This is a genomic window from Pseudoalteromonas sp. PB2-1, from assembly GCF_045040605.1.
GTDB lineage: Bacteria > Pseudomonadota > Gammaproteobacteria > Enterobacterales > Alteromonadaceae > Pseudoalteromonas > Pseudoalteromonas arabiensis.
In genome coordinates this window covers 668,084-691,275 of the sequence record NZ_CP090667.1, presented here as the reverse complement: position 1 = coordinate 691,275, position 23,192 = coordinate 668,084, and the positions used below count along the sequence as shown (strand labels likewise).

Below are 23,192 nucleotides of genomic sequence, written 5' to 3'. Positions count from 1 at the left end.
ATAATTAGTTACTTGACTGATGTTAAACACCTAAGGTTTGCTGACAGTTGCTCAATTATCGAAGCCTTATTTTTACACCAAATTTCAGCCAGATATTCAGTAACAGTGCCAACACTTGAAGGAAACAGAATATTCCCCGCCACTTTGGCGAAAGGGCCATCAGTTTCGAGTAAAATCCTATCTTGAGGTATCCACGATATTACTTTTTTAGCTCTGGCTGAAGTAAGCATGGCTGGCCCAATAGAAAAGAAACAGCCTAGCTCGACGGCTTCTAGAACTTGCTTCTTAGTACCTAAAAACCAATGAAGAATAGAAGTACCAGCATCGGGGTATAACTTAAGTTGTTCAAGTACTTCACCTGTCGCATTAAGACTATGGATAGTTAATATTTTGTTATCAAAGCCTTCACATTTTTTCAAAATATGCGTAAAAACCTCTAATTGATCATCAAAGTAATCAGCATAACCTTTTGAGCCATCCAGCCCAATTTCTCCAATATATCTAGTTCTATCAACTAGCTTATCGAATAGAGGTAGTTCATTTTTCCTTAAATGAGCAAGTTGAGGGTGCAGACCCAAAGCCGTTTTACAGTGTTTTATGTCACTTGTTAACTGGACAGTACCTTCAAAAGCTGACGGCACCGTAGTTACTGATAGCACGTAATAATTACTGCTTTTTATGTCGTTCAATACCTCTTGATAATCTGGATATAAATCAACATGGCAATGAAGATCCATCATGATGATTTATCCGCTTGGAGAAATAATTCAACCTCTGCCAATCCTCGCTTAATAGTTGATTCTAATTTTTCTCGTATATCTTTTTCTTGTGGTATTGGTCCTGACTTTCGAAGCCAAGAACGATAGTTATCGGATTGTTTCAATCTAATAATGGCAGTTTGAACCGCTTGGAGATCATCGCGAGTATCTTTTTCTTTAATAAGACCTCTCAACCGCTTTGTCTTGTATGGCGCATCTTGTGTAAAACCAGCATGAAAAACTGACGCTCTTCGAATAAGGCAAGGTACACAATGCCCACACTGTTTATGCTCTCTGTGCCAATGACTACAAGAAACACTCAGAGGAACTGCTTTTCTAATTGCGTCTTGATCAACACATTCCGCTAACATTTCACCTTTAGTTTTGAATTGATAGGGGTTTACAAATTTGACATGAAACCCAGTGTCTCTAAGCAAAGATTCAAGCCTGCTTAGAAAATTAGGATGAGTAGTTCTAGTACTATGGCTACCAATCCGTCTTCTGGTAAGCGGTGGATTTATAGAAATATAGCCATTCTCAGGGACGACAATAGTTTCAATACTGCTATCGCAATTAGCATTTCTTAAGGCTGATATACCAAGTACCGCCATAGCTAGGAAGTTGAAGCTTCTTCCCCTCATGCTAATGTCAGTTTTACCTTCTAACTGCTTGATAATATGAGGAGACATTGAATAGGACAATTCGCCGAATGGCGGGGACAATAAATGCTTAATATCTTCCTGTTTTGCGCCATCACCACGATAAGCGTGACTAACCAAAAGCGGTTTTAAGGCTGACTCTCCGTTTAAAATGTCAATTGCACCAACTGCGCTATCAAGACCTCCTGAAAAAAGGCAGACTGAGTTGAGTCCAATTAATGATTTTGCTTTTGCTTTCGCTTGCTCACTTGTTTTAGGAGTCGGCATCGGCATAGTTGTTTTTTCAAAAGTAAACTGCCATTGATCGCCCGTTAGAAAGTTGAGCAAAGAACTTAGTTCAGGCTCAACAGTATTCCACATATCCTCATCGGTAACAGGAACATGTAAATGCATTTTTCTAGCCCATGCATTTTCTGCATTATCCCTCAATTCAAATGTATCAGCGGCGGTAACAGCGGTTGCAATTGTTATCAGATCTATTGCATCAGCATCTACATTCAATCCCAAATCACGAACTGTTTGTAGTAGTTGTTTTGACACTAAGCTGTGCTTAGTGATGTCATTTTGATGCGTATGGAACATCTGGACAGGATGACAATCATTAGAAAAATCAGGCAAGTTAGCTGGGTCATGATTAAAATAAAAATTAGTCATCAAAGCTCTCCCACTCATCAACTGTCATGGCAATAGCATCGGCTTGAATTTTAGTAATATTTTCCTTACTGATAGTACTGGGGTTGCCATTAGTTACTTTGTCTAACTGTTCTTGTGTGATCACTTTTATTAATTCCCTTAATTCAACTTCCATTTGATGATGCTTGCTTGCTGGCTCTACATGAAACCAAGCTCTGCCCATGCCTTCAACCACATCCTGAAATATAAGATCTGTTAAATAACAACCTATGGCTTCTTGGATAACTTCGTCGGTAAAACTGTTAGGATCAAACTCTTCAGTATCGGGTAATGCTTCCTCTAGTGCGTAATCCAACGCAACTCTTACAGCATCCGAATCGGCATTATGAGGCGCTAAATGGCTAGCAATTTTGTCAATTGCTTGGTCAGTCGATAGCCCAGTTAGATCACCTAATGATAAGCTTTGATTATTAACCGTTACTGTGTCGCCACGCATGAAACCAAGCAATCCAGAACCAGCAGTTATGCCGCTTGCTAGTCTCCGGCTAGTACTCTTACCTCCACCAGAGCCTTTTCTAGAGTAACTTTTTAATGAACGCCTTAGATCCGAAGTTGATCCACCTGTTTGAGCGTACTTACCAAATGCTCTTCTTGCACTAGCAAACCTATTTGGAGGCGGTGTTGCTGTTGGTGAACCGCCGATTTCTTGTTGAACCTTGTCATTGTCAATATCGTTACTATTGTCATTCTGATCATCTGCTTGACCACTGTCAAAGCCTGTTTGATCATCCCCATCAGTACCTGATGCAGGTTCTATCGTGACGGGGTCTCCTTGCTCTGCCCACGATGGAATTAGCGGACTCTTGTTATTCGGTCCTGTTGACGATGCGGACGTACCCATTTTACTTAGTTCCCTCTAGTTCTTTTAAAATTGGATTAAGCCACCTTTGTCGGGGCAAGCTTTTTAAGAATGTAAGAAGACTTAAACAACATTTATCATCCTGCTTGGCAAGTAGCACTGCTCCATAAATGCCTGTAGGTCTTTCAGTCCAATCACCAATCAACTTAAAGTTTTCAATCAAACCATCCATGACTGACATGTATTCTTCCTTAGGAGTTGTGGTAATCGCAGTAGAGTTAACGCCACTGACCCTTACCTTTTGCTTCATTAAGTCTTCTACAAGTTTTTGAGCGGCTCCTGACATTACCGCATTAACAGCGCCCATTGGAATGCTTTCTCGACTCAGATACGCCGCTGGAGTCAAATCCATCTCAGTAAACATTGGAGGTAATTTTGACCATTTATCAATAAAAGCTAGGTCGAGTTTCCACTCTTCAGGTAACTTTATTTCATCAAATTCAACTTCTGAATTTTCGAGATCCGCTAAAACTTTTGGATATCCGTTTTCCTTATCAATTAATTCATAAAGCTTGTTAGTAGCCTGAGTGCCTAAGCACCTCTCAAAAATTACCAGCTTAGTGATAGTTTTCTCGTCAAGCTGCATTCCTCGACGGTGAGCCGTTTTCTTTCTCATCTTAACTTGATTGAGTAATCGCTTAACTATGCGAGGGTTACCGTTAATGTTTGTGGATTCAGCTAATAGTGGAGCTAACTGTTCAGCAACTACAAATTTGCTTCTGAGTCCTGAATGCTTTTCGATATCGTGATCCTGAAGAAGCTCATCAACGGTAATTTGTGGTTGTTTCCAAGAAAGCCTTAATGATTCTTCAAGGGCACATCTTATCGCTTCTAACTGAGCATCTGTCACTCCGTGGTCTTGAGCGGTGAGCATCATTAAATATGCCCTTATCTCAAGAACACCGGGCCTTGGTACATGCACAGGAATTTGAATAAGCTTGTCTAAATAATCAGTTTGATGTCGTTGAGATGCACCTTTGTGATATTCAGGTACTGCCAAACGGATCATGTCTTCATCGGCGGCAATGACAAATGCGGTATTTGGTAAAAATAGAAATAATCTGATCGCCTCAAGTGTTGAAATGGCATTAAATGGAGAGCAGCGATCTAAATTATCGACATAGACAATAAGTGGCTTATCAAACTCCTTTAACAGATCAGAATATGCTTTTCGGAATTCTTTAATTTCTTTAGGAGGTGAGAATGATTTCTTATCTTTGATCAAACCTTTGTTTTTCTTCGCAACATCCTTAGCGCCATCGACAGCACCTTTTACATCATCAACATCAAGTTCACCATCGTCACCACCACTGAATAGTCCCATGATCTTCTGTATACCACCCATAGTCGGTATACCAGCTAATGCTGCACCACCATCCATTAGCAGTCCCATCAGTCTGATCTTATCTATTCGTCCAGCAAACTCTATTGCTTTTGCACTTAGATTTTTATCGTCTGCTGCTTTTTTTACTAAAGTAGATGCAATTGTTTCTAATAGCGCTGCTTTAGCGTCATCGTATCCTTGGAAAGTCCATGCATCGAAATGCACTTGTATATATTCTTGTTCATCAGTTTCCAAAGATGCTTTGGTAAGTTCAAGAATCGTGGATTTTCCAGCGCCCCAATCACCAAAGACACCTATACTAATAGGCATTAATTCCTTTTCAGTGATAAGATCTTTAATCGACTCAGCCGTTTCATTAAAGTTTAAGAAGTCAATTTTTGACTCTTTATCAGACCACATAACATCTCCTTTTATTTATTATTTTTTTGTTCCATTCTTTCAATAGTTCGATGAACCGTCGGGCGGCTAACAGAATATTTCTTCGCTAATGCAGAGATCGATTCACCATTTAATTTATCTTTATATAATTCTTTCGCTTGTTTGTCTGATAAAGCAGGCAACCTACCCATATGTTTGCCTTTAGCCTTCGCTTCTTCGCGACCTTCTGCGGTTCTGGCTTTTATAAGATCCCGCTCAAGTTGAGCGAATACTCCACATAGGTTGATCATGGCGGTGGCAAACGGATTATCATTTTTAGTATTGAGAGAGCCGTCGATAATATTTAAACAAGCCCCCTTTTTGTGGATACTTTCAATAGCCTCAAGAATAGACTTTAATGATCGGCCTAGCCGATCAAGGCGAGTAACAATTACCTCATCACCCTCCCTGATAAAATCGATGAGTTCCTTTAGCTTTTCTTCATTTCTAATGGAAGCACCTGACTGTTTTCCTTGAAATATTTTTTCACAGCCATGAGCGTCCAACTTGGACAGTTGAATATTTAAATCTTGCTCTTTAGTTGAGACTCTTGCAAAACCAACTTTCATATGTACGAAACCTGTAACTTTCGTACATCTTAACAATCAAGTGAACGAAAGTACATTAAATAAATTTCGTACATGAACGTAATAAAATATAGTTATTCGTACACAACACGGATAGAAAATGAATGACAATTCTAACTATCAAGTGACTTAATTATTCCACACGCTTCAATGGTGTTTTCAGTTGTACACAAACTTGCCATTTGTTGAAGCTCAGCTTTTAGTGCTTTGAGTTCTCTCATTCGATTGTTAACTAAGGCCAATTGTTGAGCAATGAGCTTATTAACACTTGCACAGCTTTCTTCTGGCTTATTTTTCAGTTCCATAAGGCGTTTAACATCTGTTAGAGGGATATCCAAACTTCGGCAATGCTTTATAAACTCTAATTCTTTTAAAGCCCGTTCACCGTATAACCTGTAATTCCCTTCAGTACGTTCAGGAGTTGAAAGCAACCCTTCTTTCTCGTAATACCGAATTGTTTGTATCGAACACCCTGTCGTTTTTGAAAGTTCACCTATCTTCATAAAACTTTAGTCCTAAATCTTGACTCTATAGTCACTATAGACTTTATAGTTAAGTTATCAAGCAAATAACTAAGGCCGTGCAATGAGTGGTTGTGGTTGCGAAGTCGAACTAAAAGATGCGAAACAAAAACATGTGCTGTATTGGTTGCTAGGTATTAATGCGGTTATGTTCTGCGTTGAGATTACTGTGGGCCTATATGCAAACTCAACGGCTTTGATAGCAGATTCAATGGATATGCTGGCTGACGCAATTGTCTATGGTATTGCTCTATATGCCGTGAGCCGATCTTTAAAGCATAAAGCCAATGCAGCCCTTATCAGCGGTTACTTTCAGCTGACACTCGGAATACTGGTAATCTTTGACATAGTAAGAAGACTCGGAGAAGGTGAGCCTCACTCTTGGTTCATGATCGGCTTTGGTTTTGTAGCATTAATAGCAAACGTCATTTGTTTAGTTTTAATCAGAATGCAAAGCAATGGTGAAGTCCATATGCGTGCAAGCTGGATATTTTCAGCCAACGATGTGATCGCAAACTTGGGGGTCATTGCTGCTGGTGTTTTAGTGATGCTACTTGATTCTCGCTGGCCTGACATTGTGATTGGTAGTGTGATTGCAACCCTAATTTTAAGAGGGGCTTACCTGATTATTACTGATGCGAAGAAAGAGCTGAGCAACGCAGAGTTAACAAGCGAAAACAATAGCTGTAGTGGAAGTAAATCAAAATCATGTTCTTAAAGGAGATGGATAATGAGTGCTAATTATTTAGAGAAAACACAAATATTAGACTTAGATGATCACAGCATCCAATCTCTAATAGCAGATCGGAATTGGAATACAATGGATGAATACAACACAATAGGAGCTGCTTACACCTTTGTTAAAGATGAGATTCAGTTTGGTTACAACCGCAGCGATGATATATCTGCGAGTGAAGTTTTAGCGGATGGCTATGGACAGTGCAATACCAAGGGAAACTTGTTAATGGCTCTATTCCGAGCGCTTGGTATTCAGTGCCGATTTCATGGTTTCACGATTGACCAACAGCTTCAGAAAGGCGCTATTCCTTCTTATGTATTTTGGCTTGCCCCAAAATCCATTATCCATAGCTGGGTAGAAGTGCTCTATGAAGGTAAGTGGATCAATTTAGAAGGCTTCATTCTCGACGAAGCTTACCTAAGTTCAATTCAATCCAAATTCAGTCAAGCTAAAGATAATTTTTGTGGTTATGGAATAGCTACTACCTGCATAAGTAACCCAGAGACGAACTGGGTTGGTAAAGATACTTATATTCAAAAAGAAGGCATACACGACGACTTTGGCTTTTATGACTCACCCGATGAATTCTATGCTGAGCAGGGAACCAATCTAACGGGTATTAAACGTTGGGCGTACCAAAACTTTATCCGTCATATCATTAATTGGAATGTACAAAGGCTTAGAAGAAAAAATGTAACCGCCGAGGCTCAACATGCATAACCACTCTCACGGTCATGATCACCCTCACAATGATGAGGACGCTTCGAGACGCATTGGCTGGGCTTTTTTTCTAAACCTCACGTTTACCATCATCGAATTTATCGGAGGTTGGTTAACCAATAGTACGGCAATCATGGCAGATGCTATCCATGATTTAGGAGATAGCATCTCCATAGGCACCGCATGGGGATTAAATAAGCTCAGTAACAAGCCTGCCTCTAGCCAGTTTTCATATGGTTACAAGCGCTTTTCATTGCTTGGCGCATTGATTAACGGTTTGGTATTAACTGTTGGTTCTGTTTTTATACTAATTGAGGCCATACCAAGATTAGCTAACCCCGAAATGCCTCAAGTCGAAGGAATGCTTTTATTAGCTATTTTTGGCATGGTGGTAAACGGTTACGCTGCCTATAAGCTAAGTCATGGAAAGACCTTAAATGAACGAGTTTTAAACTGGCACTTGCTTGAAGACGTTTTAGGTTGGATAGCTATATTTATTGTATCAATCGTATTGATGTTTGTTGAATGGCCCATACTCGATCCTATTTTATCAATTGGGTTTACCCTTTTTATTTTATTTAATGTTGTAAGAACACTGAAAACGACACTTATGCTCTTCTTGCAAGCGACACCAGATATTGATCTTATTGAAAATATTAAATCGAAAATAGTTTCTAAAGCCATTGTGGGTGAAGTACATCACTTACACATCTGGTCACTTGATGGTGAACACAACGTTTTAACCGCCCATATTGTTTTAAACACTGAAATATCTAACGAAGAGCTGAAATCGTACAAGCTAGAGTTGCGACAGGAGCTTAAAGAGTTTGATTTTGCTCATACAACAATTGAAATAGAGTTCATAGACGAGCAATGTCGTGACGCAAGCTAAACGATAGTGTTAACATTGGCATAACTAAGAGATAGTTGAAACGAAATGAATATTAAACAATTCCCTGCATACATCATGATAGTGCTGATATTACTTCAGTCATTTTCTGCTGTGGCAAAAGTTGCTGATGTTCATATTGTTGATTCCGAGCATATAAAAACCGAGCATGTTCATGCTTTAGATGACCACATTTCTTCTGAAAAATTAATACAATCATCAGCAGATAATGACCAACACAACCCCGCTGATTGTCATCATTGCGGACACTGCAATGGCTCGCATGTACAGTTTGCTACGCATGTTTACATCAGTAGAGACATTGATTTCAAATCAAGTCAGGTATTTGATTATTTAAAAGTAGTCATTGAAGCTCCCCCTTCCAGATTACTTCGACCTCCCAAAAGTTAGTCCTTTTATTTAATTGGCGCGTTAGGCGGTGAAGCCAACGCTCGTTTCATAAAATAAACAGGACAAAATATGAATATGTCTTATTTTAAGGCCCCCGTACTTGCTTGGAAGAAAGTAAAACGGTTGCTTCTGTTGTCGTTTTTAGTGACAACTAATAATGTATTTGCAAATGACTTAACTGTTGATTCAGTTTCATTGTCAGAGGCAATACAACGAACACTTGCAAACAACCCACAGCTAACAGCTTTTAAATACAAACAAAAGCGTTTAGACGGCGAGTTAGCTACCGCAGGGTTAAAACCTGAATATAACGTCAGCGCTGAATTGGAAAACTTTGCAGGTACAGGTGATGTATCTGGATTCAGCGACGCTGAACTTACCTTATCAATATCTTCCGTGGTGGAATTGGGAGATAAGGTAAATAGCAGAAAGCTTTATGTTAATGCCCAACAGCAAGCAATAGCTGTTGAAAAAAGAATACAAACACTCGATATTTTGGGTGAAGTAGCAGCTCGCTATATCGATGTTTTGACGTTACAGCAAATCATGCTCGTCAATGAAAATGCAGAAAAGCTAGCACGAGAAACCTATCAAACTGTCTCCAAAAAAGTTCGTGTTGGTTCGGCACCGTCATCAGAGCAAAAACGAGCTGATGCAGCTTTAGCAACAGCTCGACTAAAGACGCTAACCATTTCCAAGCAGTTAGAGGCCAGTGTTCGTAAGTTAGCTATTATGTGGGGAGAACAATCACCGCAATTCTCTCGTGTATCAGGCGATTTATTTGCACTTCCCAAAACAATATCACTCGAATACATCATGGCTCAACTTTCTCAAAGTCCTCATATATTAGCTTATGCAGAGCAATCGAGAATTCAGCAAGCTCAATTACAATCAATCAACGCACAAAGCCACGCTAATATAACGTGGAGCGCAGGTGTGAAAAGACTTGAAGGTAGCAATGAGACTGCGTTGGTTGCAGGAATTAGCGTCCCTCTGTTTACGAGTGATAGAAATAGAGGCAGCTATCAATCTCAAAAAGCAAAACTCGATGAAGTTGAGCAGCAACGGAAAGCCAGTGAGCGAGCAATTTACAGCCAATTAGCGACATTTTATGCGGCTCAGGAAGAGGCTCGCCTTACGGTTGAAACCTTACAAACCAGTATTATTCCGCCTCAAGAAAGTGCTTTGTCATTAGTGCAAAAAGCCTATTCGGACGGGCGCTTTAGTTATTTAGAGCTAGTTTCAGTTCAAAAAGAGCTTATTGAGATGCAATATGCGCTTATTTTTGCCGCAAGTGAGGTTCACAAACAAAGCGCCTCCATTGAGTCCTTATCAGGCATTCCATTAATTTCTTCCGGCAATACAGAAAGCCAACTTTCAAGCTTTATTGAGAATTAATCATGAAAAAGAAAAATATATTAAATTCACCAATCAGCCTTTTCAAATTAATGCTTGTTGCTGTAATTGGTTTCACCTCCATCACGACCTCAGCCAGTGAAGAACACAAAGATGAAATAGTCTCTATGTCTGTTGAGATGGCTAAACAAAACAGCATTGAAACAGTAGCAGCAACTAGCGGTGTTATTCATAACGAAGAAGTTGTATATGGAAAAATCGTTGCCGATCCTGCCTCACTTGCGCACGTTAACGCTAGATTCGATGGTGTTATTAAGGAAGTAAAAGTCAATCTCGGCGAAGAGGTCAAAAAAGGTGAAACGTTGGTAGTGATTGAATCCAATGAGAGCTTAAATCAATATTCGATAAAAGCACCAATGTCTGGGCGTATAGTCGCTAGGCAAGCCAATATTGGCGAGCTTACAAATGGTGAAAACTTGCTGACAATAGCCAATTTTGACGTGGTTTGGGCACAACTATCAGTGTTTCCTACTCAGCTAAGTAAGGTTAACGCTAACCAGCAGGTGCTAATTCATAGCACTGAATTTAATCAAAGTGCGCAAATTAGCTATTTAACACCATCACTAAACGACAAGCCATACTCATTGGCATTTGTAAAATTGGATAACAAAACCAACAAGTGGCCGCTTGGCACTGTAATTAAAGGTGCGGTTACGACCAGTCAACACTCTGCTCCAGTTGTTGTGCCAAAAGGAGCCATTCAAGAGTTTGAAGGCAAAGATGTTGTTTTTATTAAAGAAGGCAATGAATACCACCCTAGCGCCGTAAAAACTGGCGCTTCAGACGCTATCAATATTGCTATCATCGACGGTTTGAACGTCGGCGAAAGTGTGGTTGTAAAGAACAGTTATCTGCTAGTTGCTGATCTAAAAAAATCGGAGGCTGGACATGAACACTAATCTCCGACCTTTTTGTCCTCTACATATTGGCTTCAGTATTATCGAGGTGAAAATATGATCGCTTGGATACTAGAATTATCTATCCGTAGACGTGGTACTATGTTGCTTATGGCCTTGTTTATCATCGCTTTAGGAATATGGAACTATCAGAAGCTACCTATTGACGCTGTGCCAGATATAACCAATGTACAGGTACAAATAAACACGCAGGCTCAAGGTTATTCACCTTTGGAAACAGAGCAACGGATTACGTTTATCGTCGAAACGGGCTTGGCAGGTTTACCTAAGCTGGATTATACCCGTTCACTTTCTCGATATGGCCTGTCGCAAGTGACTGTTGTGTTTGAAGAAGGCACAGATTTGTATTTTGCCAGAAACCTAATCAATGAGCGACTTAGCGCAATTAAGGAGCAACTACCGTTTGGCATTGAACCAGAAATGGGACCAATTGCTACGGGCCTCGGTGAAATATACATGTACAGTATAACTGCCGACGAAAGTGCAAAGCAGAATAATGGCTTACCCTATGATGCGATGGCGTTAAGGGAGATCCATGACTGGGTAGTGAAACCACAACTTGCATTGGTTAAAGGGATTACGGAAATCAATGCAATTGGTGGCTATAAAAAGCAATACCATATCAATCCCGATCCGTTAAGGATGTTGCACTTCGGTATTACCAGTGAAGCACTATCAAATGCAATAATGCGAAATAATGCAAATCAAGGGGCTGGATTCATCGAAAGAAGCGGACAGCAAATTCTTGTTCGTTCACAAGCTCAGTTGCAATCTATTCAAGACATCCAAAACGTCATTATAAAAAGCGACGACGGCACACTTGTAAAAGTTAAAGATGTCGCCGAAGTTGCGATAGGAAAAGAGCTAAGGACAGGAGCTGCATCACTGGAAGGCAAGGAAAGTGTGATTGGCACCGCAATGATGCTGGTAGGAGAAAATTCACGCTCGGTGGCATTGGCTGTTGGTGACAAGCTTAGTGAAATCCAAAACAGTTTACCTCAAGGCGTGTCCATAGTTCCCTTATATGACAGGACAACTCTGGTTGATAAAGCAATTAGCACCGTACAGAAAAATCTTATTGAAGGTGCATTACTGGTTATCTTCGTATTGTTCCTATTACTGGGTAACATACGCGCCGCTTTGATTACCGCCGCAGTAATTCCTTTGGCAATGTTGGCAACAATCACGGGCATGGTTCAAAGCAAAGTCTCTGCGAATTTAATGAGTCTGGGAGCCTTAGATTTTGGATTGATTGTCGATGGCGCGGTAATAATCGTTGAGAACTGCATTAGGCGGTTAGCAGAAAGCCAAAAACGAAATAGTTCTGTCATTTCCCTGAAAGAACGCCTAGACATTGTTTATTCTGCTACCAATGAGGTTATACGACCTAGTGTTTTTGGCGTATTGATCATAACGATTGTCTATTTACCTTTGTTTACCTTATCGGGTGTCGAGGGCAAAATGTTTCATCCGATGGCCGCAACGGTGATAATCGCTCTATTGTCTGCAATGGTATTTACCTTCACGCTAGTCCCCGCTGCGGTTGCTTTATTCTTGAAAGGCAAAATCAGCGAAAAAGAAAGTCCAGTAATTGTCGGCGCTAAGTCAGTTTATAGTCCTGTTTTGAAGTGGGCTTTAAAACTACGTTGGCTAGTTGTTTGCGGCGCTGCTTTACTTGTGACATTTAGCATATTACTTGGTAGTAAATTAGGATCTGAATTTGTTCCTCAACTTAATGAAGGTGACATTGCACTGCACGCGATGCGTATTCCGGGCACGGGTATTGACCAAGCTGTAGAAATGCAGAAGGTACTTGAACAACAAATTATGAAATATGATGAAGTTGTTACGGTGTTTTCAAAAACGGGCACAGCAGAAGTTGCGACAGACGCGATGCCGCCAAATGTGACTGATACTTTTCTGATATTAAAGCCGAGAGAGCAATGGCCCGACCCTAATTTAACGAAAGAGGATTTTGTTGAAAGGCTGGAAAAAGATCTCAGCTCTATTCCCGGCAATAATTATGAGTTTACTCAACCAATTCAGATGCGATTTAACGAATTAATTAGCGGAGTAAGAGCTGATTTAGGGATTAAGCTCTACGGTGATGATCTATCCCAACTTGTCATTTCTGCACAAGAAGTTTTGGCTACACTCAATACAATTTCAGGTGTTGCTGATGCGCGGCTCGAACAAGTTGATGACGTGCCTATCTTTACCGTTAACCCCAAGCCTGAAGCATTAGCGCTATACGGGTTGGATGCAAGCGACTTACAGTCTTGGTTAAAAACAGTCGTGTCAGGTGAAGGCGCAGGGTTAATATTCGAAGGTGATCGTCGATTTGAAATTGTAGTTAGATATCCTGAGCTGTTGAGAGCCAACCTTGATCAGCTAGGTAATTTGCCAATCGCGACAGAAAGTGGTGAGTTTGTACCTGTAAGCGAAGTTGCAGAGTTAAATTATACGACAGTTCCAAGTCAAATAAGCCGAGAAAATGGTAAGCGACGAATTGTAATTACAGCAAATGTTAGAAACCGAGATCTAGGCTCATTCGTACAAGAGGCACAGCAAAAAATTCAACAAAATGTTGAATTGCCTGCTGGTTATTGGCTTGAGTACGGCGGAACATTTGAGCAACTTGAGAGTGCAACGCAAAGATTATCCATCGTAGTACCTGCCACATTGTTTGTAATTTTGACACTGCTTGTCATAGCATTTAGTTCAATAAAAGATGCCCTGATCATATTTAGTGGTGTGCCTTTAGCACTTACAGGCGGCGTATTGGCTTTGTGGTTAAGAGACATGCCTCTTTCAATTTCTGCTGCTGTTGGATTTATCGCTCTTTCAGGGATAGCTGTATTAAATGGACTGGTGATGCTGTCATTCATTAAACAGCGATTACTTGAAACAGGAGAGCTAATAAACTCAATTATCGAAGGTGCAACTATCAGGCTTCGCCCTGTATTAATGACCGCTTTGGTTGCTAGCTTAGGTTTCATTCCTATGGCATTAAACGTCGGAACTGGGGCTGAAGTTCAGAGGCCATTAGCAACGGTGGTAATTGGAGGGATTATTTCCTCTACTTTACTTACTTTAGTTGTTTTGCCTGTTCTATATAGAATTGTTTACAGTAAATACAAATCTTAACTTTAATTTAGAGGCTTCTCGTAATGTTTTCGAGAAGCCTTTTGTTAAGTTACTTTTGCTCGTTCAGGTGTGTAAAAAGACCTATTTAAAACTAAATTACTTTTAAGACGCCGCGATACATTTGTATCTGACAATGAAACTCATGCTCTCCCTGTGACAAGTTTAATAAGGTAATTTGAGTAATTTCATTTAACTTAAGCTGTTCGCTTATATCCAATGAAGGAATAAGCATTATTTCAGCGCAGGGGGATTGCTCTTTATGACCGTTATGAACGCACGTCATTATTGCTAATTGCGCAGATTATGAATGAAACTGGTAAACGGATTATCATTTTTTGTACTGACAGAACCATTAATAATCTTTGAACAATCGCCCCGTTTGTGAGTACTTTCAATGTCCTCAAGAATAGACTTTAATGATCGGCCTAGCCGATCAAGGCGAGTAACTATTACCTCATCACCCTACCTGATGAAATCGATTAGCTTCTTTAACTTTTTTCATTTCTAACCGAAGTACCAGACACATTGCCTTATAATATTTTTTTACAACCATAATAGCCCAACTGAACAGTTGAGCATTCAAATCTTGTTCTCTAGTAGATACTCTTGCAAAACCACTTTCATGTGTAGGAAACTTTTAGCTTTCGAACATGAACGAGATAAAAGATCAATATTCGTTCATTTAAAAAGTGAAATAAATGACAACTCTAACTATCAAGATTAATTCTTCCACATGCTTTAACTGTGTCTTCACTTGTACACGAGCTTACATTTGTTGAAGCTCAGCTTGTAGTACTTTGAGTTCCCACATTAGATTGTTAACTAAAGCCAATTCCGCCTGTGTCTATCACAAGTTCAAAACTCAAACTCTAAATATAAGCTGATTTGATCTCCTTCAAAGAAGATTTTTTGCCCATAAACTCTTACACCGAAATGTGTAGATTAGTACTGATTCACAATACTTGCGCTGAAATTGAGTCAATCGTATTACAAATACTCTTATTGATACTGGCTCATTACTTGCAATTTTTCGAGAACATGACCACATGTAGAGAATAATAGGCTAACAGTGGGAAATATTTACACTATCAATGTAAGGATTACTTATGAAATACTCAAGATTTGCTGCAATGATCATCACCTCAACCATTGCTATGTTTGTCATGATGTATCTCAACACTTACGCAGTATCACATATATGGTTTAGTGAAACGCGTATCTATATGGCGTTGTATATGGGAGCAGGTATGGCAATGATCATGCTGGCCTTTATGCTTGGCATGTACAGTAACAAGAAGCTCAACATGGCTATTTTTCTATTGGCGACAATACTGTTCGCCATATGTCTTTATCTTGTTCGCTCTCAAAGCACAATTTCTGACACTGCCTACATGAAAGCGATGATTCCTCATCACTCCATTGCTATTCTTACTAGTGAGCATTCAACTTTGGAGGATGTACGCGTGCGTGAATTGGCAAATGGTATTATTAAAGCCCAACGAAAAGAAATAAAAGAAATGGAATGGCTGATTAAGGATATTTCTGAAAATGGAAAGGTCAGCTCACAAGCTCAGGCTGAGCAACGACCGCTCCCAAAGTTTGAAGGCACACTGAACAAAGGAGACTAAGATGACTAAGACAGCTACCCTGTACAGAATGGTCACTGACGAACATATCTGCCCCTATGGTTTAAGGTCGAAAGATTTGCTGGAGAGGCAAGGGTATGATGTAGAAGATCATAAGCTCACGTCAAGACAACAAGCTGATGACTTCAAAGATAAGCATGATGTCAAAACTACGCCACAAACCTTTATTGAAGGAAAGCGTGTCGGAGGATACGATGACTTAAGAGAGTATTTTGGTAAAGATGAAGCAGGTCAAACTGGCACAACCTACACGCCAGTTGTAGCCATTTTCTCGATAGCTGCACTTCTTGCTGTCGCATCTCAACATTTTGCTTCCGGCTCATTTATCTCCATCAGAACACTGATGCTATTTATAGCTTTTTCAATGACGCTCTTAGCGGTGCAAAAACTGAAAGACCTATACAGTTTCACAAATTCGTTTATTACTTATGATTTACTAGCGATGAGATGGATAAGATATGGTTATATTTATCCCTTCATTGAAGCATATGCAGGTATTGGTATGGTTGCCCAACTACAGCCTCTCGCAGTGGCACCATTTTCATTGTTTATCGGCACAGTTGGAGCAATTTCAGTTTTCAAAGCCGTTTACATTGACAAACGCCAGTTAAAGTGTGCCTGTGTAGGCGGCGATAGCAGTGTGCCACTTGGATTTGTATCGCTATCTGAAAACTTATTTATGATCGCGGGAGCATTGATTATGCTGCTGATGTAAAGGTATAGCTCTATTCGGCGGCCCCTTAACTGTTAAGATTAGACCTAGGATGCCAGCCCACACCTTTCTAATCCATATGTAACATTTTTTCTGTCGTACTGGCATCAAGATAACCAGAACTGAGCAAACAATCTCAAAGGTTGTACAAAATAACACTAAAGCTTTTTCATTAAGTTTTATTGTTATGCTCTTGTGGTGGCTTTCGCCACCACTTTATTAGTTTTCAAGTTCCACCATATCTTTCGCTGCAATGTCACCAGACACTAGCTTTACAGTTGCGAAATGATCATTCACAATTTTAGTAATTTGTACCGTTCCTACCTTTTCGATAGTGTAGGGATCTTCACCTTCACTCAATACTATTCTTTCATGGAATCTAATAACACTGTATTTTTGCCCAACCTCTGCGCCATGCTTAGCACCAATACAGATTAGAGTTCGATTATCAGAACTTTCTACTACCTGACCTCTCATCATGTATTTATGATAAAAAGTGGTATTGGAACAACCCACTAAATATAAACCGAATGTAAGCAATAAAAGAGCTTTTATATAGGGTGTTTTCATCACTGTTACCTCATTTGACTAACTAATTATCTATACACTTTTTTATGAATTCATTTGTTTTTCCGGCCAGCCCCCGAAGGTGCTTGATGACAACTCCAAGGCTTATGAACAGAGTTATCTTTGATGTTCTGATCAACAAATTTATAGTAACTTTCTTTAGTATGTGTCCACCAATCATCATGAACATCTGCGCCATACTTACGGATTACCTCCTCAATCCCATCAAGGCTTACGTTTGCGGCATCATAGGCAAGGTGTATTTCACCTTCTTTGATGTTGTAACTAACTTCATCTATACCAAAAAGCTGATCTATTTCTTTTACTAACTCGTCACAGCTTTCTTCTGTGACATTGCTAAGCTTTAGATTTCGAACAACTAAATTTTGCTCTCTAACGCCAACTCTATGATCTAAATCGCTCATAATTTTTCTCCTAATGTTTGTGTGAATGCTGTTGATTGCTATCTTTCATTTCTTCCATTTTCCGGTTCATCTGCGGCATCATGTTCTCCATCATTTCTAAATGATGTTCAGTCATCTTGATTTGTTGATGCATTGGCATTTCTTCCATGTTTTTGTGCATGGATTGCATCATCTTCATCATTGAACGGTGATGTTCAACCATCATCTGCTGTTGCTTGTCAGGATCTTTTTCAGTTTTAATGGCATGGACTTCCTTTTTCATTTCCATCATCTTTTTATGCATTTCTCCCATGTTCTCATGTGGTATTGTCATGCCTTGATGCATACCAGCTTTGTTCGCACCTTCATGTTTATGCTCATTGTTTTGGGCAAATGAGCTAGTGGTTATCAGTAGTGAACCAATAAATAAAATTGATTTAGTTAACGTTTTCATGATTTTTACCTTCTACACTTTTATTAAAACTTGGGATCCAACTTGGTGTCGATTCCATATACCTGTGGTACTCCGAACCAAATTCAGCAATCGCCTGTGCTTCTTCGCGTTTCGCTAGCTTGACGTAAACAACGACTAAGATCGGAAACATCGCAAGTGTTGGGATTGTCGGCCACTGCAATAAAAAGCCGAACATGATTAGAATGAAAGCTACATACTGTGGGTGGCGACACCTTGCATACCATCCAGTTGTAGCCAATTGATGATGCTTTTGCGCGTGATGCAATACATTCCATGCTGAAGACAACATAAAGAAACCTGCAACAATAAACACCATACTCACTATATGAAATGGGTCCCAATGGGCATCACCTTGAAATCCAAAGAAAGTATGTAATAAATGCCCATTCTCATGCGCAAAGAAATTTACTTCTGGATAGGTCTCCGTCAGCCACCCCGACAGAAAATAGATAGTTAAAGGAAAGCCATACATTTCAGTAAATAGGGCAACAATAAAGGCGGAGAACGCTCCAAGGCTTCGCCAATCAGTAGATGTTTTTGGTTTGACAAAACTAAAGGCAAAAAAGATAAAAATTGCTGAGTTCAGTATCACCATTGACCATAAGCCATAATCATATGTCTCATTCATCACTGTTCTCCTTTTTATGTGATTCCTTACGTCCTTCTTCTAAACCTTGTATGTAGCCGTCACGATAGGCAGCATTTTTATCCGTGAGTTCTTGAAAGCTCTCTTCCTTTTTCTCATCAGGCGCATGTGAATGATCGTGGCCATGTTTGCCATGACTGCCATGCATAAATACGTGCATCAACGGGCATAGCAATAAAATCAAATAAGGAAGAAATTGCAGTACATGCTGTCCATGTTCAAAGATTAAAAAATAGGTGGCTGCGGCAATAAGCACCAATGCAGCCCAACCCGTGGGTGTTGACCAAAATTTAGGGTGCTCATTTTTCATATTGGCCTCCTATTGACCTTAAATTTTCCGCTGAAGCTTCAGACTTAGAATTTATCCAGAAGAGATTATCCACAGGGGAGATACTAACTAGTCCTTCTCCTTCAACGTTGGTATACGCTGCATCAAGCAAAACTTTAGCAACATGTTCTGCATCATCAAAAGCAACATAAATTGTCATAACTATATGTGCTGATTAGTGATTTCTGTTGTAAGTATCAGCATATGCACCTCTGCCCGTTGCTTTATGAATGGTAAAGCCTTTATAGCCATGTGAAAGTAGTGCCTCTTCTACTCGTGTTAACACCATTTCATCGAAAATGGCGGTCACTTTTTTCATCCTCCTAAACAACCTTTAAGACACCGCGATACATTTGCATCTGACAATGAAACTCATGCTCTCCCGGTGATAAGTTCAATAAGGTAATTTGAGTAATTTCATTTAATTTAAGCTGCTCGCTTACCTCCAATGATGGAATAAGCATTGTTTCAGCGCAGGGTGATTGATCTTTGCGCATAAACTTCAGAGTGACAGGTTGACTAGCAGACACTTGGATTGAGGATGGTGAATACACGCCATCCCTCACTTCAATGAGTACTTCATTACCTTGAACAATTGTTTTATTGGGTTTGTATAGCCAAAACCACCAAACAATCAGTGCGATTAACACTAAGCCTAATAAGTTAATTAACATCATCGTGTTTCTCCTTAATGCTCTTTTGCTTTAAACAAGCGAAGTCGATTTGCATTTGACACTACAGTCAATGACGAAAACGCCATTGCAGCACCTGCAATTACAGGGCTAAGCAGAATGCCAAAGAAGGGATATAGAACCCCCGCAGCAAAAGGAATCCCGGCTACGTTATAGACAAACGCGCCAAACAAGTTTTGTTTTATATTTCGTAAAGTAGCTTTGCTTACCGCTATGGCATCAGCTAGGCCATGAAGTGAACCACGCATTAGGGTAATGTCAGCACTTTCGATAGCTACATCAGTCCCTGTGCCTATGGCGAAGCCAACATCGGCTAACGCTAGCGCAGGAGCATCGTTGATGCCATCTCCTGTCATACCAACAATTTCGCCGCCTTCTTGTAGCTCTTTCACCTTGTTGGCTTTATCTTCTGGCAGCACTTCAGCAAGAAACTCACTAATACCCGCTTTTTTGGCAACAGCAGCAGCGGTTTCCTTGTTATCACCCGTTAACATGATGACGCGTATACCATTAGCCTGAAGTCGTTTGATAGCAGAGATTGAGTCTGACTTGATAGGATCTGCAACAGCAATGATTGCTGCAAGTTCACCATCTACAGCAAAGTACATAGGTGTTTTGGCTTCTTTGGCTAAAGACTGCGCTTGTTCAACAAAGCCTGTGAGGTCTATGCCTTTTAACTTCATTAGTTTATCGTTTCCGAAAAGCAGGGCTTTATTGTTGCAGTTTGCTTCTACACCAAAACCCGTAATGGCGTTAAACGCTTCAATTTTTAGTAACTCAATATCCTTATCTAACGCACTTTCAACAATCGCTTGCGCTAAAGGGTGCTCTGAGCCGCTCTCTAAACTTGCAGCAAGCTGTAGTACGTCTTTTTCGTCCGTAGCTTTTGCTAAAACAATATCGGTTACCTTAGGTGCCCCTTCAGTAATAGTGCCCGTTTTATCTAAAATCATGGCAGTGATTTTAGAGGCGGTTTGCAGTGCTTCACCGTTGCGAATTAGCACGCCTGCTTCTGCGGCCTTTCCTACTCCGACCATGACAGACATGGGCGTTGCCAAGCCCAAAGCACATGGGCAGGCAATAATGAGTACAGTAGTTGCTGATACGATGGCAAAAGCAATTGCTGGCTCAGGTCCAAAGTTAAGCCATGCTAGCGCACTTAACACAGAGATGATCATGACAACAGGAACGAAAAAAGCTGAAATAACATCAGCCAAGCGGCCAATCGGCGGTTTAGAATTTTGTGCTCGTTTCACCATATTGATGATTTGCGCAAGCGCCGTGTCTTTTCCAACACGTGTGGCTTTAAACATAATCATGCCTGATTTGTTCAAAGTACCAGCGACAACCTCATCTTCTTCGGCTTTTTCAACAGGCATAGGCTCGCCTGTCAGCATGGACTCATCAATAGAGGTGTGCCCTTCCAATACCACACCATCGACGGGAATTTTTTCGCCCGGTTTTACCTTTACAATATCGTTAAGTAAAACCTGCTCAATACCAATCTGAACTTCTTTGCTATCACGAACTACGGTTGCCGTTTTGGCCTGCAAGCCGATAAGACGCTTAATGGCCTCAGAGGTTTTACCTCTGGCTTTTATTTCTAATGCCAGACCTAAATCAATTAAGCCAATGATCATGGCGGTAGCTTCAAAATAAACATGCCGTGCCATTAATGGAACGGCGTCAGGTGCAAACACGACAACCATCGAATACACCCAAGCTGTACCTGTTCCTAAAGCTATTAAAGTGTCCATATTAGCGGAGTGGTTTTTAAAGCTTTTCCAAGCGCCAACATAAAAATGCTTACCTGAAAAATACATAACACCAAAAGTTAAAATGCCTACAACCAGCCAAGACATGCGTTCAAGGTTTGTTTCAACCGTCATTTCTCCAACCACAATGCTGTAGATCATCAAAGGAACACCGAGTGAAAGGGCAATAAACGTATCGCGCATTAGTTTTTTATAATATGCCCAATCAGCCGCTTCTTTCTCGTCAAGCGCATCTGCTGCCGAGCTATCATCAATTGGCTTCGCGTTATACCCCACAGACTCAACAGCTTTGATCAATTCTTCTGTCTTAGCTGTCCCAGAAACTGTTACAGTCCTATCAGCAAAATTCATTTCCGCACTGACTACACCAAGAGTTGCCTTTAACGCCCCTTCAATTTTGCCTACACAGCTAGCACACCCAGCTCCTTCAATGATGAGCTGTTGGTTATGTGATACTTTCTCCAACGTATTCTCCTTACTTTTACACGAAGAGGATTGAGCTTTTGCCTGACAGCAACAGCCTGATTCGGTTTCTATATTTGTATTAGTAGTCACCATTTTTCCTCCTATGCCTTTTTAATTTGCTCAAAGTTTTCGATGAGATGACAAACCATGTTTGCAGTCGGCGCTTTGTCTTCCATTTCTTCCCATTGAGAAAGAGCTGAAGACATTTTTCCTCGAAGTGCCAACATTGCTTGAAACTGTTTTTCTGTTTCTTCAAGCCTCTCTTTGATCAGGCTTCTGACTAATGGGCACGCACTTTTACCATCTTCAGATTCATTAAGAATTTGCTTGATATCTGCAACAGAAAAACCAAGGTTTCTGGCACTTAAAATGAATTTAAGTCTCGATACTTCTTTATTCGAGTATGACTTGTAGCCGTTCACTGACTTAGCAGGTTTTAACAATCCCAATCGCGAGTAATAGCGCACCGTATCAGCAGTCGTTCCAAGGCTTTTTGCCAGCTCTGCAACTTTCATGTTCACTCCTTAGTTCTTCACCTAAGTTTGTAATCTCACCTACAGCTTAGACCTGTGTCTAAGACACAGGTCAAGTGATTATTCGTGATTAATAATGCAAAAGCTAAAAACTAATTTTTGGTAAAAAGAGGAATCTCGGCCAAAATCGACAGTATTAATTACTGTAAATGGCAATAACTTGAGCATTTTCATAATGCCTTTCCAAATATCGTACTAATCGTTCAAAACAATTGATTATTTAAATCAATGAATAAGTCATTCTATTTTTGATGGGAGTGGCGAAAAAAAGACGCACTGATCCTGTGATTAGCCAATAATTGGTGGACGATAAAGTAAGAGATGGATACCAGATTTTGGTAGGGGTGTACGCTGTAGAATTAGCTCAGAATGAATATTGCAAATACCTTCGTCTTGCGCTTCCACAAGATAGGCATTTAAATGAAAGCTTGTACAAAAACCGCCTTCACAACAAACACAATCACCAGCTTTACATTTTTCACAGTCTTCATCACCATGACGGTTTTTAGAATCTTGCGAATTTTCAGTGTGATAGTGACTATTGTCAATCATTGATTGATGATGCATATTTTTGCTTGGTTGTATAATATGCGTGTCGGATGAGCCATTATGATGCTCTTCACAATTCATTGGTTTAGCAATAGCAAAGCCATGCTGCGTAAGCAACACAGTTATTATTACTATTTTAAACCACCTGAAAAGTCCAAACATTATCATTCCTTCTTTAGCACCTACAATATTAGCCACTTTATAAAAATAATTTTATGATCTTGATCAACCTTTGAACTAAAACCTAAACTTTTTACTTTTTACTTTTTACTTTTTACTTTTTACTTTTTTAAACAGCTTAAACTTCACAAGTATAAAAGGG

28 protein-coding genes are annotated in these 23,192 nt (G+C 40.0%); 9 read left to right on the top strand and 19 right to left on the bottom strand.

Features of this window, described 5'->3' with window-relative positions; all coding sequences use genetic code 11:
- Positions 1–8 precede the first annotated feature (8 nt).
- From qatD to cadR, 6 genes are all read right to left on the bottom strand, one after another.
- Positions 9–740, bottom strand: a complete 732-nt coding sequence (gene qatD, locus L0Z67_RS03280; protein ID WP_062566148.1) for a Qat anti-phage system TatD family nuclease QatD — start codon at positions 738–740, stop codon at positions 9–11.
- Positions 737–2,071, bottom strand: coding sequence for a Qat anti-phage system QueC-like protein QatC (qatC, locus tag L0Z67_RS03275; protein WP_100912783.1), 1,335 nt, complete (start codon positions 2,069–2,071; stop codon positions 737–739). The genes qatD and qatC overlap by 4 nt, the downstream gene beginning before the upstream one ends.
- A complete protein-coding gene (locus L0Z67_RS03270; protein WP_075594018.1) occupies positions 2,064–2,951 on the bottom strand; it encodes a hypothetical protein in 888 nt (295 codons plus the stop codon). The genes qatC and L0Z67_RS03270 overlap by 8 nt, the downstream gene beginning before the upstream one ends.
- A gap of 1 nt (position 2,952) precedes the next feature.
- Positions 2,953–4,713: a P-loop NTPase fold protein gene (locus L0Z67_RS03265; RefSeq protein ID WP_075594017.1), complete on the bottom strand. Its 1,761-nt coding sequence runs from the start codon at positions 4,711–4,713 to the stop codon at positions 2,953–2,955.
- An 11-nt stretch (positions 4,714–4,724) separates the two neighbouring features.
- On the bottom strand, positions 4,725–5,300 hold the full coding sequence (locus L0Z67_RS03260; RefSeq protein WP_062566150.1) for a recombinase family protein: 576 nt from the start codon (positions 5,298–5,300) through the stop codon (positions 4,725–4,727).
- 131 nt (positions 5,301–5,431) lie between these two features.
- Positions 5,432–5,821, bottom strand: coding sequence for a Cd(II)/Pb(II)-responsive transcriptional regulator (cadR, locus tag L0Z67_RS03255; RefSeq protein WP_016708229.1), 390 nt, complete (start codon positions 5,819–5,821; stop codon positions 5,432–5,434).
- 82 nt (positions 5,822–5,903) lie between these two features.
- Between cadR and L0Z67_RS03250 the strand changes: the two genes are divergently transcribed.
- The 7 genes from L0Z67_RS03250 (at position 5,904) to L0Z67_RS03220 (ending at position 14,078) form a co-directional block, all read left to right on the top strand.
- Positions 5,904–6,557, top strand: a complete 654-nt coding sequence (locus tag L0Z67_RS03250) for a cation transporter (RefSeq protein ID WP_016708230.1) — start codon at positions 5,904–5,906, stop codon at positions 6,555–6,557.
- Between the two features lie 12 nt (positions 6,558–6,569).
- Positions 6,570–7,298, top strand: a complete 729-nt coding sequence (locus L0Z67_RS03245) for a transglutaminase family protein (protein WP_016708231.1) — start codon at positions 6,570–6,572, stop codon at positions 7,296–7,298.
- A complete protein-coding gene (locus L0Z67_RS03240; RefSeq protein WP_016708232.1) occupies positions 7,291–8,190 on the top strand; it encodes a cation diffusion facilitator family transporter in 900 nt (299 codons plus the stop codon). The genes L0Z67_RS03245 and L0Z67_RS03240 overlap by 8 nt, the downstream gene beginning before the upstream one ends.
- A gap of 45 nt (positions 8,191–8,235) precedes the next feature.
- A complete protein-coding gene (locus L0Z67_RS03235; RefSeq protein WP_016708233.1) occupies positions 8,236–8,598 on the top strand; it encodes a hypothetical protein in 363 nt (120 codons plus the stop codon).
- Between the two features lie 75 nt (positions 8,599–8,673).
- Positions 8,674–9,996, top strand: coding sequence for a TolC family protein (locus L0Z67_RS03230; protein ID WP_231387283.1), 1,323 nt, complete (start codon positions 8,674–8,676; stop codon positions 9,994–9,996).
- A gap of 2 nt (positions 9,997–9,998) precedes the next feature.
- Positions 9,999–10,913: an efflux RND transporter periplasmic adaptor subunit gene (locus L0Z67_RS03225; RefSeq protein ID WP_016708235.1), complete on the top strand. Its 915-nt coding sequence runs from the start codon at positions 9,999–10,001 to the stop codon at positions 10,911–10,913.
- Positions 10,914–10,967: 54 nt separating this feature from the next.
- Positions 10,968–14,078 carry an efflux RND transporter permease subunit gene (locus L0Z67_RS03220; protein WP_016708236.1) on the top strand — a complete coding sequence of 1,037 codons (3,111 nt, stop codon included), beginning with the start codon at positions 10,968–10,970 and terminating at the stop codon, positions 14,076–14,078.
- 91 nt (positions 14,079–14,169) lie between these two features.
- On the opposite strand, the gene L0Z67_RS03215 is transcribed toward L0Z67_RS03220, so the two are convergent.
- Together L0Z67_RS03215 and L0Z67_RS03210 are read right to left on the bottom strand one after the other, a co-directional pair.
- On the bottom strand, positions 14,170–14,310 hold the full coding sequence (locus L0Z67_RS03215; protein ID WP_229677580.1) for a cupredoxin domain-containing protein: 141 nt from the start codon (positions 14,308–14,310) through the stop codon (positions 14,170–14,172).
- 56 nt (positions 14,311–14,366) lie between these two features.
- Positions 14,367–14,486, bottom strand: coding sequence for a hypothetical protein (locus tag L0Z67_RS03210; protein WP_353683143.1), 120 nt, complete (start codon positions 14,484–14,486; stop codon positions 14,367–14,369).
- A gap of 698 nt (positions 14,487–15,184) precedes the next feature.
- Between L0Z67_RS03210 and L0Z67_RS03205 the strand changes: the two genes are divergently transcribed.
- Positions 15,185–15,706: a DUF305 domain-containing protein gene (locus L0Z67_RS03205; RefSeq protein ID WP_008109672.1), complete on the top strand. Its 522-nt coding sequence runs from the start codon at positions 15,185–15,187 to the stop codon at positions 15,704–15,706.
- A gap of 1 nt (position 15,707) precedes the next feature.
- The gene (locus L0Z67_RS03200) at positions 15,708–16,439 is read left to right on the top strand and encodes a MauE/DoxX family redox-associated membrane protein (RefSeq protein ID WP_016708238.1); all 732 of its coding nucleotides are present in this window, start codon (positions 15,708–15,710) and stop codon (positions 16,437–16,439) included.
- Positions 16,440–16,655: 216 nt separating this feature from the next.
- Here the strand turns inward: L0Z67_RS03200 and L0Z67_RS03195 are convergent, their stop codons facing one another.
- From L0Z67_RS03195 to L0Z67_RS03145, 11 genes are all read right to left on the bottom strand, one after another.
- Positions 16,656–17,006, bottom strand: coding sequence for a hypothetical protein (locus L0Z67_RS03195; RefSeq protein ID WP_004589646.1), 351 nt, complete (start codon positions 17,004–17,006; stop codon positions 16,656–16,658).
- Between the two features lie 50 nt (positions 17,007–17,056).
- Positions 17,057–17,428, bottom strand: a complete 372-nt coding sequence (locus L0Z67_RS03190) for a hypothetical protein (RefSeq protein ID WP_019677951.1) — start codon at positions 17,426–17,428, stop codon at positions 17,057–17,059.
- A gap of 10 nt (positions 17,429–17,438) precedes the next feature.
- A complete protein-coding gene (locus L0Z67_RS03185) occupies positions 17,439–17,861 on the bottom strand; it encodes a hypothetical protein (RefSeq protein ID WP_053910626.1) in 423 nt (140 codons plus the stop codon).
- Positions 17,845–18,510, bottom strand: a complete 666-nt coding sequence (locus L0Z67_RS03180; protein WP_193522136.1) for an isoprenylcysteine carboxylmethyltransferase family protein — start codon at positions 18,508–18,510, stop codon at positions 17,845–17,847. Before L0Z67_RS03180 ends, L0Z67_RS03185 begins: the two co-directional genes overlap by 17 nt.
- Entirely contained in the window at positions 18,503–18,838 is a 336-nt protein-coding gene (locus L0Z67_RS03175; protein ID WP_063529849.1) for a DUF2933 domain-containing protein, read from the bottom strand. The genes L0Z67_RS03180 and L0Z67_RS03175 overlap by 8 nt, the downstream gene beginning before the upstream one ends.
- Complete coding sequence (locus tag L0Z67_RS03170) at positions 18,828–19,016, bottom strand: hypothetical protein (protein WP_405128446.1); 189 nt, start codon at positions 19,014–19,016, stop codon at positions 18,828–18,830. Before L0Z67_RS03170 ends, L0Z67_RS03175 begins: the two co-directional genes overlap by 11 nt.
- Positions 19,017–19,031: 15 nt before the next feature.
- Positions 19,032–19,175 carry a P-II family nitrogen regulator gene (locus L0Z67_RS03165; protein WP_199524943.1) on the bottom strand — a complete coding sequence of 48 codons (144 nt, stop codon included), beginning with the start codon at positions 19,173–19,175 and terminating at the stop codon, positions 19,032–19,034.
- A 4-nt stretch (positions 19,176–19,179) separates the two neighbouring features.
- Positions 19,180–19,533, bottom strand: coding sequence for a cupredoxin domain-containing protein (locus L0Z67_RS03160; RefSeq protein ID WP_138627005.1), 354 nt, complete (start codon positions 19,531–19,533; stop codon positions 19,180–19,182).
- An 11-nt stretch (positions 19,534–19,544) separates the two neighbouring features.
- A complete protein-coding gene (locus L0Z67_RS03155) occupies positions 19,545–21,788 on the bottom strand; it encodes a heavy metal translocating P-type ATPase (protein ID WP_193522135.1) in 2,244 nt (747 codons plus the stop codon).
- 101 nt (positions 21,789–21,889) lie between these two features.
- Positions 21,890–22,303: a MerR family transcriptional regulator gene (locus L0Z67_RS03150; protein WP_193522134.1), complete on the bottom strand. Its 414-nt coding sequence runs from the start codon at positions 22,301–22,303 to the stop codon at positions 21,890–21,892.
- A gap of 306 nt (positions 22,304–22,609) precedes the next feature.
- Positions 22,610–23,032 carry a hypothetical protein gene (locus tag L0Z67_RS03145; protein ID WP_004589264.1) on the bottom strand — a complete coding sequence of 141 codons (423 nt, stop codon included), beginning with the start codon at positions 23,030–23,032 and terminating at the stop codon, positions 22,610–22,612.
- Positions 23,033–23,192: the final 160 nt, after the last annotated feature.